The organism is Rothia mucilaginosa, from assembly GCF_001061665.1.
GTDB classification, from domain to species: domain Bacteria; phylum Actinomycetota; class Actinomycetes; order Actinomycetales; family Micrococcaceae; genus Rothia; species Rothia mucilaginosa_A.
Window position 1 is genome coordinate 106,665 of the sequence record NZ_JVSP01000002.1, and the last position, 15,638, is coordinate 122,302.

Annotated in this window: 10 protein-coding genes and 1 tRNA gene; 4 read left to right on the forward strand and 7 right to left on the reverse strand. The window is 61.5% G+C overall.

Annotation, left to right across the window (positions count from 1 at the left end; all coding sequences use genetic code 11):
- Window positions 1-10: 10 nt before the first annotated feature.
- Window positions 11-1,639: a LutB/LldF family L-lactate oxidation iron-sulfur protein gene (locus tag ADJ95_RS00805; RefSeq protein WP_049331621.1), complete on the forward strand. Its 1,629-nt coding sequence runs from the start codon at window positions 11-13 to the stop codon at window positions 1,637-1,639.
- Entirely contained in the window at window positions 1,639-2,286 is a 648-nt protein-coding gene (locus tag ADJ95_RS00810) for a LutC/YkgG family protein (RefSeq protein WP_049331623.1), read from the forward strand. The genes ADJ95_RS00805 and ADJ95_RS00810 overlap by 1 nt, the downstream gene beginning before the upstream one ends.
- A gap of 418 nt (window positions 2,287-2,704) precedes the next feature.
- On the opposite strand, the gene ADJ95_RS00815 is transcribed toward ADJ95_RS00810, so the two are convergent.
- Together ADJ95_RS00815 and ADJ95_RS00820 are read right to left on the reverse strand one after the other, a co-directional pair.
- Window positions 2,705-4,264 (reverse strand): molybdopterin-dependent oxidoreductase, encoded by a 1,560-nt coding sequence (locus ADJ95_RS00815; RefSeq protein WP_049331625.1) that lies wholly within the window; start codon window positions 4,262-4,264, stop codon window positions 2,705-2,707.
- Window positions 4,265-4,854: 590 nt separating this feature from the next.
- Window positions 4,855-6,357: a cation:proton antiporter gene (locus ADJ95_RS00820; RefSeq protein WP_049331627.1), complete on the reverse strand. Its 1,503-nt coding sequence runs from the start codon at window positions 6,355-6,357 to the stop codon at window positions 4,855-4,857.
- Between the two features lie 302 nt (window positions 6,358-6,659).
- Here ADJ95_RS00820 and ADJ95_RS00825 point away from each other — a divergent pair, with 302 nt between their 5' ends.
- Window positions 6,660-7,793, forward strand: coding sequence for a hypothetical protein (locus ADJ95_RS00825; protein WP_049331629.1), 1,134 nt, complete (start codon window positions 6,660-6,662; stop codon window positions 7,791-7,793).
- A 136-nt stretch (window positions 7,794-7,929) separates the two neighbouring features.
- Here the strand turns inward: ADJ95_RS00825 and ADJ95_RS00830 are convergent.
- The 5 genes from ADJ95_RS00830 to ADJ95_RS00850 all read right to left on the reverse strand — a co-directional run bounded on the left by ADJ95_RS00830 (window position 7,930) and on the right by ADJ95_RS00850 (window position 15,238).
- Window positions 7,930-8,003, reverse strand: a tRNA-Pro gene (locus ADJ95_RS00830).
- Window positions 8,004-8,131: 128 nt separating this feature from the next.
- Complete coding sequence (locus tag ADJ95_RS00835; RefSeq protein WP_049331631.1) at window positions 8,132-9,994, reverse strand: ABC transporter ATP-binding protein; 1,863 nt, start codon at window positions 9,992-9,994, stop codon at window positions 8,132-8,134.
- On the reverse strand, window positions 9,994-12,042 hold the full coding sequence (locus ADJ95_RS00840; RefSeq protein WP_049331633.1) for an ABC transporter ATP-binding protein: 2,049 nt from the start codon (window positions 12,040-12,042) through the stop codon (window positions 9,994-9,996). Before ADJ95_RS00840 ends, ADJ95_RS00835 begins: the two co-directional genes overlap by 1 nt.
- Window positions 12,042-13,055: a metallophosphoesterase gene (locus ADJ95_RS00845; RefSeq protein WP_049332171.1), complete on the reverse strand. Its 1,014-nt coding sequence runs from the start codon at window positions 13,053-13,055 to the stop codon at window positions 12,042-12,044. The genes ADJ95_RS00840 and ADJ95_RS00845 overlap by 1 nt, the downstream gene beginning before the upstream one ends.
- A gap of 26 nt (window positions 13,056-13,081) precedes the next feature.
- On the reverse strand, window positions 13,082-15,238 hold the full coding sequence (locus ADJ95_RS00850) for a transglycosylase domain-containing protein (protein ID WP_049331635.1): 2,157 nt from the start codon (window positions 15,236-15,238) through the stop codon (window positions 13,082-13,084).
- A 188-nt stretch (window positions 15,239-15,426) separates the two neighbouring features.
- Between ADJ95_RS00850 and ADJ95_RS00855 the strand changes: the two genes are divergently transcribed.
- The gene (locus tag ADJ95_RS00855; protein ID WP_049331637.1) at window positions 15,427-15,630 is read left to right on the forward strand and encodes a hypothetical protein; all 204 of its coding nucleotides are present in this window, start codon (window positions 15,427-15,429) and stop codon (window positions 15,628-15,630) included.
- The last annotated feature ends 8 nt before the right edge of the window (window positions 15,631-15,638 follow it).

The window sequence follows — 15,638 nt, forward strand, 5'->3', positions numbered from 1 at the left end:
ACAAGACCTCATGACCGCTATTCAGCTTGGTATGCCCAAGGTCGTTCATTACGGCGAGGGCAACATTTTCGAAGAAATCCCCTTCCCCAAGTACGCCAAGGAAGAGCTCAAGAACGAGCAGCTGCGCTCCAACCTGCGCTTCGTGACCCACGCGATTCGTAACAAGCGCGCCCGCGTCACCGCAGAGCTGCCCGACTGGCAGGAGCTGCGCAACACCGGTGAGAGCGTCAAGAACTACGTTCTGGCAAACCTCCCCGAGCTGCTCGAGCAGTTCGAGCGCAACTTCACCGCTGCCGGTGGCCACGTGCACTGGGCCCGCAACGCCTCCGAGGCAAACCAGATCGCCCTGGACCTGATCCGCGAGCAGGGCGTGGACGAAATCATCAAGATCAAGTCCATGGCAACCGCAGAGACCGGTCTGAACGAGTTCCTCGAGGAAAACGGCATTAACGCCATCGAGACCGACCTCGCCGAGGAAATCGTGCAGCTGGGCCACGACCGCCCCTCCCACATTCTGGTGCCCGCAATTCACCGCAACCGCCGCGAGATTCGCGACATCTTCCTGCGCGAGATTGAGGGTATCAACCCGGACATCACCGATGAGCCTGCAGAACTGGCAGAGGCATCCCGTAACCGCCTGCGCAACAAGTTCCTGAACACCACCGTGGCAGTCTCCGGCACTAACTTCGGCATCGCCGAGACCGGTACCCTGACCATCGTGGAGTCCGAGGGTAACGGCCGTATGTGCCTCACCCTGCCCGACACCCTGATTACCTTCATGGGTATCGAGAAGATTCTGCCCACCTTCCAGGACTACGAGGCCTTCCTGCAGCTGCTGCCCCGTTCCTCCACCGGTGAGCGCATGAACCCCTACACCTCCATGTGGACCGGCGTCACCCCCGGTGACGGCCCGCAGAACATGCACGTCATCCTCATCGACAACGGTCGTACCGCCGTTCTGGCCGACGAGGTTGGCCGCCAGGCTCTGCGTTGCATCCGTTGCTCCGCCTGCATGAACGTGTGCCCCGTGTACGAGCGCGCCGGCGGTCACGCCTACGGCTCCACCTACCCGGGCCCCATCGGCGCGATTCTGTCCCCGCAGCTCTCCGGTATCGAGGCTGCAGAGAACAACTCCCTGCCGTACGCATCCTCTCTCTGTGGCGCTTGCTACGAGGTTTGCCCCGTGAAGATTAACTTCCCTGAAGTCCTCGTGCATCTGCGCGCTAAGGATGTTGAGTCCCAGCACGCTGTCCGCGAGTTCGAGGGCAACAAGAAGGCTCCCTTCTCGCAGATGGACGCCATGATGCTCGGCGCGAAGAAGCTCTTCACCTCCGGCAAGATGATGTCGGTCGCGGAGCGCGGTCTGCCCATGTCCCGCCTCATCGCCGGTCGCAAGCACAAGATCACCGCTGTTCCCGGTATCGTCGGCGGTTGGACCGAGTACCGCGACATCCCCGAGCCCCCCAAGGAATCCTTCCGCAACTGGTGGAAGAAGGAGAAGGGTCAGGCTCCGGCACGCGATAACGCACCGCGCGTTGACATTCAGGCACTCATCGAGGCCAACAAGGGTAAGGCAGCTGAAGCGGCTGCAAACGCTAAGGCTGCTCAGGAAGCCCGCGAAGCTAAGGAGAACAACTAATGTCCTCTGCTAAGGAAGATATCCTCGCACGCATCCGCTCCTCTCTCGAGGGCGTAGGCCCCGCACCGGAGCCGGTTCGTAACTACCGTCGCGTCAGCGAGCTGACCGAGGAGCAGACCATCGACATGCTCGTCGGCCGTCTGATCGACTACAAGGCTAACGTCTTCTTCGCCACCCCGGAGAACATCTCCGAGGTTATCGCGGAGCGCCTGGGTGAGAAGTCCACCTACGTGGTGCCCGAGGGCCTGGATAAGAAGTGGCTGCCCGCCGATACCGCCGAGCGTAAGCACGTCACCGACTCCGGTAGCACCCTCAAGCCCGGTTGCCTGAGCCTGAAGGAACTGGACGCCGTGGACGCCGTGGTGACCGGTTCGACTGTCTCTTGCGCAGAGACCGGTACCATCTTCTTGAACACCAACCCGGAGGAAGGCCGCCGCGCCATCACCCTGGTGCCCGACCACCACATCTGTGTGGTCCCGCGTTCCACCGTGGTGGAGCTGGTGCCCGAGGCGATTGAGCGTATCACCTACACCCGCCCGGTGACCATGATCTCCGGCCCCTCCGCAACCAGCGATATTGAGCTGATTCGCGTGGAGGGTGTGCACGGCCCCCGTACCCTGGACGTCATCATCTACGACGCCAAGTAAGCGGAACCTCTAGATAAGGAACCGCCTAGCAGGCTTTCAAAGCCCGCTAGGCGGTTCCTTACGTTTATGCCTATCCCCTTCTATCGCACGATATATCTCAGGCCGTCAGCGGAGAATCTATGGCGTTTTAGGAGTGCTCGAGTCAGCGCTGCGGCGCTCCGGCCGAGGCTCCTGCTGAGAGAATACCTCCTGTACAGGCGCTCCTGCATAGACGCTTCTGCGCGAAATATCCGGTGCGGGAACGGCCGCCGAGTTGTTCGCGGGTTCCCCGGGGATCGACAGCTGGGCTATGCGCGGCGCAGGGACGCAAAACAAGGGCGGGGGAAGATTGCTCTTCCCCCGCCCAGGGTGTGTGCTCCTCAGAGCCGGGTCCGCCAGATACACACGGACCGAATGGTCTGAGAGGATGCGCTACGAATTAGGCACGTGCGTCGAAGTGCTGCAGACCGGAGTCCTCACGGCTACCGCCCTGGCCGTCGCCAACGTCGCGGTAATCGTTAATCCACTCGATCTTCTTGACCCACTTCACCATCTTGTAGCCGTGCATGGAGTCAGCACGCAGACGGAGCGGGCCACCGTAAACGTCGGGCAGCGGCTTGTCGTTCATGCCCCATGCCAGGATGGTTTCGTCTTCCATTGCCATGGAGACGTCCAGGCACTCGTAGTAGGGTTCGGTCGGGCGGCCGTCGTAGGTGTGGCCCACGTGGCCGAAGGAGGTCACCATAACGTAGCGAGCTTCGTCGGTCTTCTCTACCAGTGCGAGGACATCACGCAGGCGCACGCCCTCCCACTTAGCAATACCGGTCCAACCCTGCATACAGGTGTGCATGGTGATGTTGACTTCCTTGCCGAGCTTCTTCAGGTCGTCGATGCTCAGGGACTTCGGCTCCTTGACCAGGCCGCCAATTTCGAGGCGGTAGTCAACGAACTCCTGCTCCTTCAAGCGGTTCCACTCGGTGCTCTCACGCTCTGTCGGGGGACGAGTGTTGACCCAGTGGAAGGGGGAGATGTCAGCATCAGTGAAGGTCTTCTTCTGAACCTGACGCGAGGAGATGCGATCCAGCAGGACGTTACGAATCGGCTGGGTCAGACCCCAAATGAAGGTCTGGGTGAATCGCAGGTCGCGCAGGGACCAGTAGGAAGCCAGGAGCCACAGGGCCACAGCGAAGACGATGCCGCCAATCAGCATGGTCACTGCCTGTGCGAACTGAGCAGCGTCAATCTCGTTGTAGGGCTTGTTCAGCATCATGTGGGCGATGTTGTACTGCGGGTGAACAACGAACACCAGAGCCACGTGGATGACGGTGAACACGCAGTAGAAGGCCATACCCAGGAAGTGGATGGAACGGGCGGTCTGGCGGTTACGGAACAGGCGCACGTAGCCGGGGAAGCGACCGCAGAAGGCCGGGCTCATAATCGGGCCGGTTGCAATCATCAGCGGTGCGACGATGAACACCACGGTGAAGTACATAATCTGCTGCAGAGCATCGTAGGGCTGGAAGTGCTCAATCGAAGGGATATGCAGGCCAGCGTAAATCTGGATGGACTCCCAAGCCTGGGGAATGATGTCCCAGCTGGTGGGGACGATGCGGCGCCACTGACCGGTCAGGAACAGCAGGCCCACGTAAATCAGGCCGTTAGCAATCCAGATGAAGGTGACCAGTGCGTGCCATGCGCGGCCCAGACCAATCTGGCCCTTGCCGGGCAGAGAGATGAGCGGCGACAGGGAACGCTGATCGTCACGGGCAGTATATGCGCCGGGGGTGGTAGGGACCTTGTCCTTGGTGAACTTAATCCACTCGGACCCCGGGGTGCAGTGGTTGTTCCAGTACAGACGGGGGTGAGAGGCGAGAACTTCCCAACCTGAACGAATCAGGAAGCCCATCATAATGAAGTTGATGAAGTGCGTAATTCGGAGCCATGACGGGAAGTCCAGCTCTACGCCACCAGTGCTCGCGGTGAGGAGTAGTTGGTGCATGATATTTCCTTCGGAAGTGACTGTGTGTGCAGACAATCGTTAGGATTCAGTGCGAGGCCTAGAGGTGCTATCTAAGGAGAGTAAACTCTCTCGCTCATATATTCCTCCTCATCATTGAGAGCCTTCGGGGGTATAACGGGTGCTATATCTCCGGCAAGAGCACACCCCGTGTGAGAGGGTGCGCACCAGCTCCTGCCAAGGCAGAAGCGGCTCTGCGTATGTAGTTGTTTTATGTGTGTTTAGGGACCGAGCCCTGTGTACTTTCAATTTTATAAGACAGGCTGTCACCCGCAAAAGCTAAGACACGTCATGTCTCGTAATATTTGCGTGAAAAATCCGAATTTAATGAAAAAAGGGCTCCGAAGGCAGGAATAAACAGGGTTCTCAAGGGTAGCTGTCCACTAAAGAGCATCCTGGAAAGTTTACTTCAGTGCCTGGAGTGCAAAAACTTGAGGGAATAGAGGTATTATGCAAGGAATAGCGAGTGTTTGGGTTTTATAGACAAAAACCACATAGAGTGGATGTAACCTTATACTCAGCGCGATGGGCGCAGAGTAGGAATACAGCCACTCTATGTGGTCGGGAGGAACCTAGTCCGAGAGATTGCGTGAAGAATCTCGAGAAGAGGAGCGCGCAACCGCACGTTTCTTCGCGGTAGCGCGGGTGGGGGCACCCTCCTCATCGCGGCTCTGCGCCGTGCCCTCGGCGCGGACCGTCGGGATGAGCCCGGTTGTCAGCTTCACCTGCGCGTTACGCTGAGCCTTCTTTGCGTTCATCTGCTCCTTACGGCTCGGCGGTTCCGAGGCGGAATCCGAATCACCCAAAGCGCGACGAATGGACAGTGCAAGCAGAGGGAAGAGCAGAACCGTTAGGGCGCCACCTGCCACCAGCAGCGAGGACGTGGACTCCTCCAGAAGACCCGAACTGGTCGCAACTTCCGTCACCGCCACGATAATGGGCAGACCGGCCGCAGAATAGAGAGCCATCTGGGCCTTCTGGCTCTTCGAGGTCAGGCCCGAACGGGTATCCACCAGCATATCGGCCAGGAACACCGGTACGCCGCGGCAGAGCAGAATACCCAGAACCACCGCGACCAGGCCCAACGGATTCGAAGCCACTGCGGAAACACTGATGCCCATGCCGCTCACCACGAAGAAGAGCGGAATAGTGAAGGCAAAACCCACCGTCTCCAGACGGCGCGTAATCAGGTGCAGAGCCGCGGGAGGAGTCAGCGAACGCAGGATAATGCCCGCCGCAAAAGCGCCCAGCACCGCATCCAGATCAAAGAGAGCGGTGCACATGATAAGGGTCGCGAGCAGGAACATCGCAAGACGCAGAATCGTCTGGCCGGTCGTATTGGCTTCAGCCGCAATAATCTGGCGCAGACCCGGCAGGTGCGTAAACAGACGATGCGGAATCAGAGCCGTCACCAGAGCCACGACCATGAATGCCAGTAGCACCACAAACGCCATGCCCGGCGATCGCGAAGAAAGCAGCAGAGAAATAGCAAAAACCGGCAGAAGCTCACCCACCGCTCCGTGCACCAGCACCGCATTGCCAACCGCCGTGCCGGCCGCACCGTGCGACTTCAGCATCGGCAAGAGGGTGCCGAGCGCCGTGGAGCTCAGCGCCACGCCTACCGCGACATAGGTATTCACCTCGTGAGAGAAACCGGTGATCAGCGCTGCGCCCAACATACCCAAGCCAAAACACACACCCCAGGTCACCAGCGCGGTAGAGCCCTGGCGGCTACGCAGGGAGGAAACGTTAATCTCAAAGCCCGCAATGAGGAAAAGCATACCCAGGCCCAGCTCCTTCAGCAGGGGGATGCCGCCCTCGGTACCGGCCAAATGTAGCACGTTCGGGCCGATGAGCATGCCAAAAATGAGCAGGAACACCACATCGGGGATGCGCTTGGCCGTCAGCCGCGAGAGTATCGGAGAAATCAACGCGACCAGCGTAATCCAAAAAATGGAAATGAACTGGGCGTTACTCTCAACGGGTGCGGCGTCGCTCAGGGTAGTTCCCGAAGCGAGCACAGTACCGGAAACCTCCGGGGCCACCGTTAAAAGGGATGGCAGAGTAGGAAACATAGAACCTCATATGCAGACTAAAGAATATAGTGGGCGGTGTCCGGGAACGCCATTAAAGAACCTACCTATACTACATACTTCACACCGTCGTTCCTATTCGAGAGCCTCTCACCTCGTCACTCCATGGGATATCGGCAGACCGACACGCAAGTCGATGCACAAGAAGCATCGGGCAACGTGACGAGGGCTCCACCGGTCGCGCCCCGGCTCGCACAGCAATCGACGCTACACTTAACACCTGTGCCGGAGGCATCGCCACCCGGTGCGCACTCACCACACCGAACCACCCGAAAGAGCGACACATGGCAGCACGAACCACAGCGCCCACCACCTCCGGCGGCTCCACCCTGCGTGCCGCCTCCCTCGGCGGAACGCGACGCGACCTCGGACTCGACCTGGCCCGCGCCTACGCCGTGCTCACCCTGCTCATCGCCTTCGGGTACTGGCTGCAACTTATCCCCGTCTCGTGGAGGTTCTGGGTGCCGCAACTGGTCACCCCCGCCGAGCCGCTCTTCGCCGCCATCCTTGGAGCCGCGGCCTGGCACTACGCGCGTACCGCAAGCTTCCCGCAGCTCTTCGCCGGGACCATCGTGCGTTTCCTCGCCCTGCTCGTGCTGGGCGTCGCCGTCGTGCAGGGCGCGGCCTACGTTCCGCTACCGGGCGTGACCACGCCCGCCCAGGGCTTCGCATACTCGCTGCCCTTCGATATGCTCATTCACCTGGCAATCCTGACCCTGCTGACCCTGGCCGTCGTGTACCTGCCGCTCTGGGTCCTCGCCGTGCTGACCATTGCCGCGAGCCCGTACCTCTCCTGGACCCACGACATTCTCCTCGAAGCCGCAGCGCGGGCCGATGCGTGGAGCGCCGGTGCCTTTCCCTTCCTCAAAGCCAACGGTCTGAACCTTACCGCCAGCGCCCAGCTGCTCTGGGTCATGTGCCTGGGTATTCTGCTGGTGCGCCTCTACACGAGCCTGGGGGCCAAGATCGCGGTGCCCGTCGTGCTCGCAGTGCTGGCGCTCTCCGTCTACCGCGTCTTCAACCCCTACACCGGGCTCGGCGTGCTGGATGCGCCCCACGTGCAGCTGACCCTCAGCCTGGCCGCCACGCTCTACTTCTGGGCCGAATGTGCGCGACTACTTTCCGCACAGGCGGGTGCCCTCACCCCCGTTGCCCGCCTCGGGCAGATGTCGCTGAGCGCCTCCATCGTGCTGAGCGCGCTCATTATCTACGCCGGCCCCACCATCAAGGCCTTTACCGTGGGTGAGCACTACATCGCCACGGGAGGTTGGGGCACCGCCGTGTACTGGACCGCCTTCCTGATTCTGGGCATCATCATCGCGGTGGGATTCTGCGCACTCTGGGCCCGCATGGCGCGCTCCCTGGCCGGCCGCGGCCCCCTGGAGGCAATCCTCGCCCTTATCTCCGGGCGCGGCTAGAAACATAGCGTGAACGATGACCCCCTATCTGCGTACCGCGGGTAGGGGGTCGTCTGTATATGCCCAGAATCTGCTCGGGAAGAATACCGCAGATACGACAAAGCCCCGGTCATGAAACCATGACCGGGGCTATCTGTCGGGATGACAGGATTTGAACCTGCGACCTCGTCGTCCCGAACGACGCGCGCTACCAAGCTGCGCCACATCCCGAGGTTAACCTATCGGCGAATACCGTAGGCAACTCACCTAGGATAACCCAAAAAAATACGGAACGCAAACAGAGCAACCAAAAAATCGCTCGACCCGTGCTAGAGGCTGAAGCAAGCCTCGGAGCCGGGTTATTCGCCTTCCTCCGGCGCCCGGTTCAGCTCATCCCAGGAGGCGTACATCGCCGCGAAGCGACCACCGGCGGCAATCAGCTGCTGCGGGGAGCCATCCTCCACCACGGCGCCATCCCGAATCACCAGCACGCGGTCGGCGCTGAGCACCGTTGAGAGGCGATGGGCAATCACCAGGGCCGTGCGCCCCCTCAACAGTGTGTGCAGGGCCTTCTGCACGGCGCGTTCGCTCGGAATGTCCAGTGAGGCGGTCGCCTCGTCAAGAATCAGCAGGCGCGGATCGGCAAGGAAAACGCGGGCAAAGGACACCAGTTGACGCTGACCCGCGGACAGGGAGATACCGCCGCGGCCCAAAAGCGAGTCGTAGCCATCGCGTAGCCGCTCAATGAACGCATCGGCGCCCACCGCCTTCGCGGCCGCCTTCACCTGCTCATCGCTCGCCTGCGGGTTACCCATGCGGATGTTCTCTAGGATACTCGTGGAGAACAGGAATACCTCCTGCGTCAGCATAAGCACCTCGCGGCGTAGCTGCGCGTCGGTCAGGTCGCGCACATCCACACCGTCGATGTGAACAGCACCCGAGGACACGTCGTAGAATCGCGCCACGAGCTTGGCAATCGTCGACTTGCCGGCACCTGTCGGACCCACCAGAGCCACCGTCGTACCCGGTTCGATACGCAGGCTCGTCTTTTGCAGGGCGTGGCGTTCACTCGTGTAGCCGAAGACCGCATTATCCAACTCCACCAGGGCGCCGTGTGCCGAGTCTTCAGGCGAAGAAACCGCAGGACCGGTCTTCTCGAGAACGGGAGAAACGGGATTCTCGGGATCGGCGACCTCGGGCTTCTCCGCGAGGAAGGCAGACAGCTTCTCCAACGCCGACATCGCGGACTGGAACATGTTGTAAAACTCCGAAAGCTGCATGACCGGCTCAAACACGCGCCGCGCGTAAATCACCAGCGCCAGCAGGGTACCGACCTGCATATCGCCGCCGAGCACCGCGTAACCGCCCAGCACCAGGGCCGCCGCGATAAACACATCACCCAGAAGGATCAGCACGGGGGAGTAGATGCCGAAGACCTTAACCGAGTCCATGACCCGCACACGGTAGCTTTCTGCCGTCTGCGCATACTCGGAACGGAGCTTCGCCTCCGCACCAAAAGCCTTGACCGCGCGGATACCGGCAAAAGTCTCGACAAAACGGCTCGTCAGGCGTGCCGACTCGGTGCGCATACGGCGGTACACCGGGGTAGCACGGCTCTGGAACCAGCGCGTCAGATAGTAAATCGGTACACCCATGAACATCATCAGCAGGCCGATTCGCCAGTCCAGCGCAAAAATAGCGGCCGCAGAAATAACCATCGACAGCAGGGTGATGGCCAGCTGGCTGATGCCGCTGTCCAGGAAGGAACGCACCGTATCGATATCGTTGGTCAGGCGCGAAATAACCTTACCCGAGGTGTATTTCTCGTGGAAAGAAACGCTCAGCGACTGGGCGTGCGCAAAGACTCGCTTGCGTAGGTACACCACCACGCCCAGCGAAACCCGCACCGTGCAGGCCACGTTAAGCCAGCTGCAGAGAGCGCCCACCGCAACCGTCACCGCGAAGAGCACCACGAGAACCGTCAGCGGCCCCGAATCCCCCTGACGCAGGGGCGCGATGGCGCTGTCCAGCACGCGGGCAATCAGCAACGGCTGAACCGCCGAGGCAATCGTGACCACAAAAACCGACAGAATTGACACGATGAGCGCCACGCGATGCGGACGCAGGGAGTGGCTCAGCAGGGCGAGGGAGCGCCTCCTCGTCTCGGCTCGTTCCTCGGGGCTGGCTTCCCGCCCGGAAGGCACCGGGAAATGGGCTGGCATTAGCCCTCCTCCATGGTCATCAGCCGGCGGTACTGCTCCGAAGATTCCATCAGCTCGGCGTGGGTACCCTCTGCCGTGATCGTGCCGTCAACCATCAGCAGCACGCGGTCCGCCAAGGCCACCGTCGAGGGGCGGTGCGCCGTCAGCAGGGTCGTGGCGCCGCCCAGGCCCTCCAGGCCCTCGCGCAGACCGTTGATGATGCGCTCCTCGGTATCAACATCCAGCGCAGAGAACGGGTCATCCAGCAGCAGCACGGAGGGACGCTTCGCCAGGGCACGCGCCAGGGACAGGCGCTGACGCTGGCCACCCGAAAGGCTCAGACCCTCCTCACCGATAATCGTGTCCAGCCCCTGCGGCAGCTCGTAGGCGAACTCGCAGGCAGCCAGCTTCAGCGCGGTGTTCAGAGTTGCCTCCAGCTCGTCGCTGCCGGGGTAATCCTCGTCGGAGGTGCCGCCCTCGTACTGGTCGGCCACGCCCATCAGCACGTTCTCGCGCACCGAACCGGAGAAGAGGACCGCCTCCTCAAAAACGAACGCGGTCTGCGCTCGCACCTGCTCCACCGAAAGATCCGCCATATCGTGCGAGCCCAGGCGGAGCGAGCCGGAGGTCGGCTCGTAGAAGCGAGGCACCAGCGAGAGCACCGTGGACTTGCCGCTACCGGTTGCACCCACCAGAGCTAGAATCTCGCCCGGGAATGCCTTGAACGTCACGTCGTGTAGCACGTCAGCCCGCGGAAGCTGTACACCCAGCGAAGAATCAGCCGCCGGATTGGGCGCGGGGGCGGACTCCTCGTAGCTGAAGGAAACCTGGTTAAAGGCCACCGATACGGCGCCACCGCTGGGGTACTGCATGCTTTCCTTTCCGGAGCGTGCCGCTCCAGAGGCGTCAGAAGGATGAGAAGAAAGAGAAGAGCGCTGCGCGGAATCCTGAGCGTTCGCGGGGTTCGGGGAGTACTCGTCGGCCTTCGCCGGGTCTATCAGCCGCACAATCTCAAAGCCGGGCTCGTCCATGACCTCGTTATGACGTTCAAGAGCCACCTTATAGCTCAGGTACGCGGACATGAGCGAGGTCGAACGAATCACGTGGCTCAGCACGGTCGTCTGCACCGCAAAATAGGCGGTCATCGCGCCCAGGCTCAGCGCGCCGTTGGCGACCTGCGAAGCGCCAAGAGCCAGCGCGACTGCCGTGGAGATACCCACAATCAGGGTCTGGTTCAGCGCCACGCGGGCCACGAGCATCGATCTGCCGTACTCGCGCTCCTGCAGAGCATCCACGGCCTGGGCGTAGCCGCGAATCTGCTCGGGGGAGCGTCCCAGCGCCTTAATCACGCGGATGCCGCGCACCGACTCTTCGATGCGGGTCGAAAGGTCACCGGTCAGCTGCTGAATCTCATGGGAGACCCGGTAGTACTTGCGCGTGAAGTTCACCAGCGACAGCACCAGCACCGGCACCGTCACCACGAAGACCAGCGCCAGCAGGGGCGATGACTGCAGCATGTAGAAGGCGCCGCCCAGGAACATGACGATCACCGTCAGCAGCTGTACGATGCCGAAAGAAAGCCAGCGGCGTATCGTGCCCAAATCGCTCATCGAACGCGTCAGCAGCTGGCCGGAAGGCCAACGGTCCAGCAGCGCAATTGGCGCGCTGAGCAGGCGATCGAAGAAGTTCATGCGCATGGACATCTCGATGGTGGAGGTCGGATCCACCAGCAGCCAGCGTCGCCAGTACGCGAAGGATGCATGCGCAATGGCTAGGACCAGCACCAGGCCGCCCGCCGCCCAGATGGCGCTCTCAGTGGCGCTGTGCGAGAGGTGATCCACAATCATCTGGAGCACCTGCGGAATCGAAATTTCCAGCACGCCGGCCCCGAAGGCCACCAGCAGGCCCACGCTCCAGCGCAGGCGAATCGGACGCGCGTAGGCGGCCAGGGTGCGGGGAGCCCGGTTGCCCTCGGCGTAGTCGATGGGCGCGGGAATCGGTTCGGGCGCCGTCTCGAGGAACGGGTTGCGGCGTTGCTTTCCTGTGTGCGTTGTTGAAGCCTCGGACATTAGCGGCGACCACCCGCCGTGCCGGCGGGCTCACCGGCGTCGCGGGCCGTCAGGGTCACCAGGACTGCTTCGGGCGGGCAGAACAGGCGCACCGGCGCAAAGCGGGAGGTGCCCAGGCCGGCGGAAACCTGCACCGGGATGCCGGACTGCTCGCTCACGCCCTTGGCGCGCGAGGCCGGCAAATCGCAATTGCTGACCAGCGCCCGACCGCCCGGCAGACAGACCTGGCCGCCGTGCGTGTGACCGGCAAAGATGGCCTGCGCGCCGTCCTGCACGAAGCGGTGCAGAGTGCGCATGTAGGGAGCGTGGGCCACGCCGATGCGCACGCTCGGCTCGGTGCTCTCGTCGAAGGCTCCGGGGGCAAAACCGGGGTGCTTATCGTAGCGCAGGTGCGGATCGTCCACGCCCGAGAACTCCAGGCGCAGACCGTTTAGCTTCAGCGTATCGTAGCGGTTGACCAGGCCGGTCCACCCGCGCGATTCGAAGGCCTCGTGCATCTGCTCTATGGGCAGGGCCACGCGCGAACCCTCCTCAATCGTCTGAGGGGTGCGCGGCTGCCACAGGTAGCGTGCCGGATTCTTGAAAATGGGCGCGAAATAGCAATTCGAGCCGGGCACAAACACGCCGGGGAAATCCATCAGCGGGTCGAGCGCCTCCAACAGCGGCTCCATACCGCCCACGTGAGAGAGATTGTCGCCCGTGTTCATGACCAGATCCGGCTCGAGTGCGGCCAGCGAGTGCATAAACTCGTTCTTCTTCCGCTGCCCCGGAATCATGTGCATGTCCGAGATGTGCAGAATCCTGAAGTCGGGGCTACCGGCGGGCAGCACCGGCAGGGACTCGGTGCGGAGCTGAAAATTGTTCAGCTCAACAAAGTGCCCGTATGCCGCCGTGGCGGCCCCCAAGGCTGCAGTGGCGGCTACCGCCCCCGCAACCTTCTTCAGGAGCGGGGAGGAGCCGCGTGCGCCGGGGACCGCCACGGGGACGCGGGCGTTGACTGCGTTTTCACACATCATCAATCGCCTTTCAAACCTCAGCCTTAGCTGGGGTTGGAGTTATAAGACAGAACCTTATCGCTGGGGATGGTGAAGTCCTTCGTATCGTACTTCGGGGCGATGGCCTTCATGAAGGTCTGCCACTGGGCACCAGCGTAGGTTGCACCATCCACGTAGTTCAGCACGCGACCGTTAATGCCCACACCGTTCAGAGAGCGGAAACCGAGGTTGTTCGAACCAACCCACGATGCGGTGGCCAGGCCGCGGGTGTAACCCACCTGCCAGGTCTGCGAGGAGTTATCGTTCGTACCGGTCTTCGCAGCCGAACCGTTCGGCAGGCCGATACCGCGCTGAGAAGCAGAACCGCCAGGCTGGATAACGCCCTTCAGAACCCAGCTGACACCGTTTGCGATATCCGGATCCAGAACCTGCTCGCACTGGTTCTGGTATTCCTTCATGGTGTCGCCGTTGTTCTTCAGAATCTTATCGACGGGGCGCGGGGTGCAGTACTTACCTTCGGAAGCGAAGATCGCGTACATCGAAGCGCTGGTCAGCGGGGAGATACCGTACTTGGTACCACCAATGTTGGTACCCAGGTCGGGGATGCTGTGCAGCGGTTCGCCGGTACCGTCCAGCGCGTGCATCTTGATGGACAGGTCGTGCACATCGCACAAATCCAGCTGGGAGAGCATGCCGTACAGGTACGAGTTCAGCGACTGGCGGATACCGTACGCCGCGGTGTTGTAGCCTAGGCCACCGTTGAACGCGTTCTTGTAGGACCAGCCGTTTGCCTGGCCGGTGTAGTAGTACTTGCCGCCGTCGTAGCAACGGGCGTTCCAGCCGAAGCTGGTGGGCCAGAACAGCTGGGTACCGTTCACGGTACCGTTAGCACCGCGGCCGGAAATCAGCCACTGAGCCAGAATAATCGGCTTGAAGGTCGAACCGGGCTGGAAGCCGCTGGTACCGCCGTAGGCCGCGTCAACGTTGTAGTTGTACTCGGTCTTGGAGTGGTCGTTCGCGTCGGCGGGGGTACCGAGCTCGGTGTTCTGAGCCATGGCAATCACGCGACCGGTACCCGGCTCGACACTGGTCAGCGCGGAGTTCACGTCGTTCCAGTTGGTGGCGGCCGGCTGGGTGGAGTCCACAGCCTGCTTGGCCACGGTCTGAGCCTCGGGGTTCAGGGTGGTCACAATCTTCAGACCGCCGCGCTTAATCGCGGTGTTGCGCAGCTCGGCGGTAGCGCCCAAGCTTTCGTCCTGCAGCAGGTAGTTCACCACGTAGCGGCAGAAGAAGGCCTTATCGCCGCTCAGGGAGCAACCCTGCGACTTGGGGTGGACGTCGAGCTTAATATCGCTGGCGATAGCCTCGCTGTATTCCTTATCGGAAATCTTGCCGTCGCGCAGCATGGTGCCAAGCACCACGTCGCGGCGTTCACGGGCCAGCTCGGGGTTCACGGTTGGGTCGTACACGTTCGGTGCCTGCACCAGACCGGCAAGAAGCGCGGACTGGGCCACGTTCAGGTCCTTAGCGGAGATGCCCCAGTAGTACTGTGCGGCAGCTTCGACACCGTAGTTGGAACCACCCAGGTTCACGATGTTCAGGTAGCCCTCAAGGATTTCATCCTTGGACTTGTTCTGCTCCATCGAAATCGCAAGCTTCATCTCGCGAATCTTTGCAGCGTACGTCTTGTTACCGTTGAGGGTCGCGGTAGCGTCCTCACCGCGGGACACCGCGGCGTCCACGATCAGGTTGTTGACGTACTGCTGGGTCAGGGTGGAAGCACCCTGGCGGCGGCCGCTATTGGAGTTAACGATGTTGTTGAGGAACGCACGGCCAATACCGATCGCGGAGACCGCACCGTGCTTGTAGAAGTCGCGGTCCTCAACCGAAACGATGGCGTCCTTCATGTGCTGAGAAATCTGGTCCAGCTTGACCGGGTCGCGGTTCTCGTCGAAGAAGGTCGCGATTTCGGTGGTGCCGTCCGCAGCGTAAATCGTCGAGGGACGCGAGAAGGGACCTTCCGCAATATCTTCGGGGAGGTCCTGGAACCATGACATCGATGCGTTCGCGACCATGCCGGCACTCACGGCCGGAGGCACGACAATGATTGCCGCGAGGAAACCGGCAATCACGCTGAACGCGAGGAACTGCAAAAAATCTCCCGGGCGGCGACGCGCACGGGTTTTCTTAGATGAAGCCATTCATTCAGTTTAACCCATGAAGCTGTGAGAGGAAGCCCTCTCTGGAGAGAACCTCGGTTGAGGCGCTCACTCGGGTTTTCCGACCGCTAGATAGCCGCCGGAGACGCGGAAAGGGAGGCGCAGCACGTGAAAAACACAATGTGACAATCCCTTTTACAAGTAGGGCCCCGAAAGCTAGGCTAGAGGGTATGAAGAAATGGGAATACGCAACTGTACCGCTGATGATCCACACGACCAAGGCAATCCTCGATAACTGGGGCGAGGACGGCTGGGAGCTCGTCACCGTGCTCCCCGGTGCCTCCGCACCCGCCGGCGCAGCCCCCGCATCGAACATGGTCGCGCCCACTCAGGGTAACCCCATCGCCTACTTTAAGCGCGAGAAGGCCGACTAAACGTCGCC

Excerpts from the sequence above, each read along its gene's own strand:
- ADJ95_RS00805 (WP_049331621.1), top strand. The coding sequence starts at position 11 with ATGACCGCTATTCAGCTTGGTATGCCCAAGGTCGTTCATTACGGCGAG.
- ADJ95_RS00810 (WP_049331623.1), top strand. The coding sequence starts at position 1,639 with ATGTCCTCTGCTAAGGAAGATATCCTCGCACGCATCCGCTCCTCTCTC.
- ADJ95_RS00815 (WP_049331625.1), bottom strand. The coding sequence starts at position 4,264 with ATGCACCAACTACTCCTCACCGCGAGCACTGGTGGCGTAGAGCTGGAC.
- ADJ95_RS00820 (WP_049331627.1), bottom strand. The coding sequence starts at position 6,357 with ATGTTTCCTACTCTGCCATCCCTTTTAACGGTGGCCCCGGAGGTTTCC.
- ADJ95_RS00825 (WP_049331629.1), top strand. The coding sequence starts at position 6,660 with ATGGCAGCACGAACCACAGCGCCCACCACCTCCGGCGGCTCCACCCTG.
- ADJ95_RS00835 (WP_049331631.1), bottom strand. The coding sequence starts at position 9,994 with ATGCCAGCCCATTTCCCGGTGCCTTCCGGGCGGGAAGCCAGCCCCGAG.
- ADJ95_RS00840 (WP_049331633.1), bottom strand. The coding sequence starts at position 12,042 with ATGTCCGAGGCTTCAACAACGCACACAGGAAAGCAACGCCGCAACCCG.
- ADJ95_RS00845 (WP_049332171.1), bottom strand. The coding sequence starts at position 13,055 with ATGTGTGAAAACGCAGTCAACGCCCGCGTCCCCGTGGCGGTCCCCGGC.
- ADJ95_RS00850 (WP_049331635.1), bottom strand. The coding sequence starts at position 15,238 with ATGGCTTCATCTAAGAAAACCCGTGCGCGTCGCCGCCCGGGAGATTTT.
- ADJ95_RS00855 (WP_049331637.1), top strand. The coding sequence starts at position 15,427 with ATGAAGAAATGGGAATACGCAACTGTACCGCTGATGATCCACACGACC.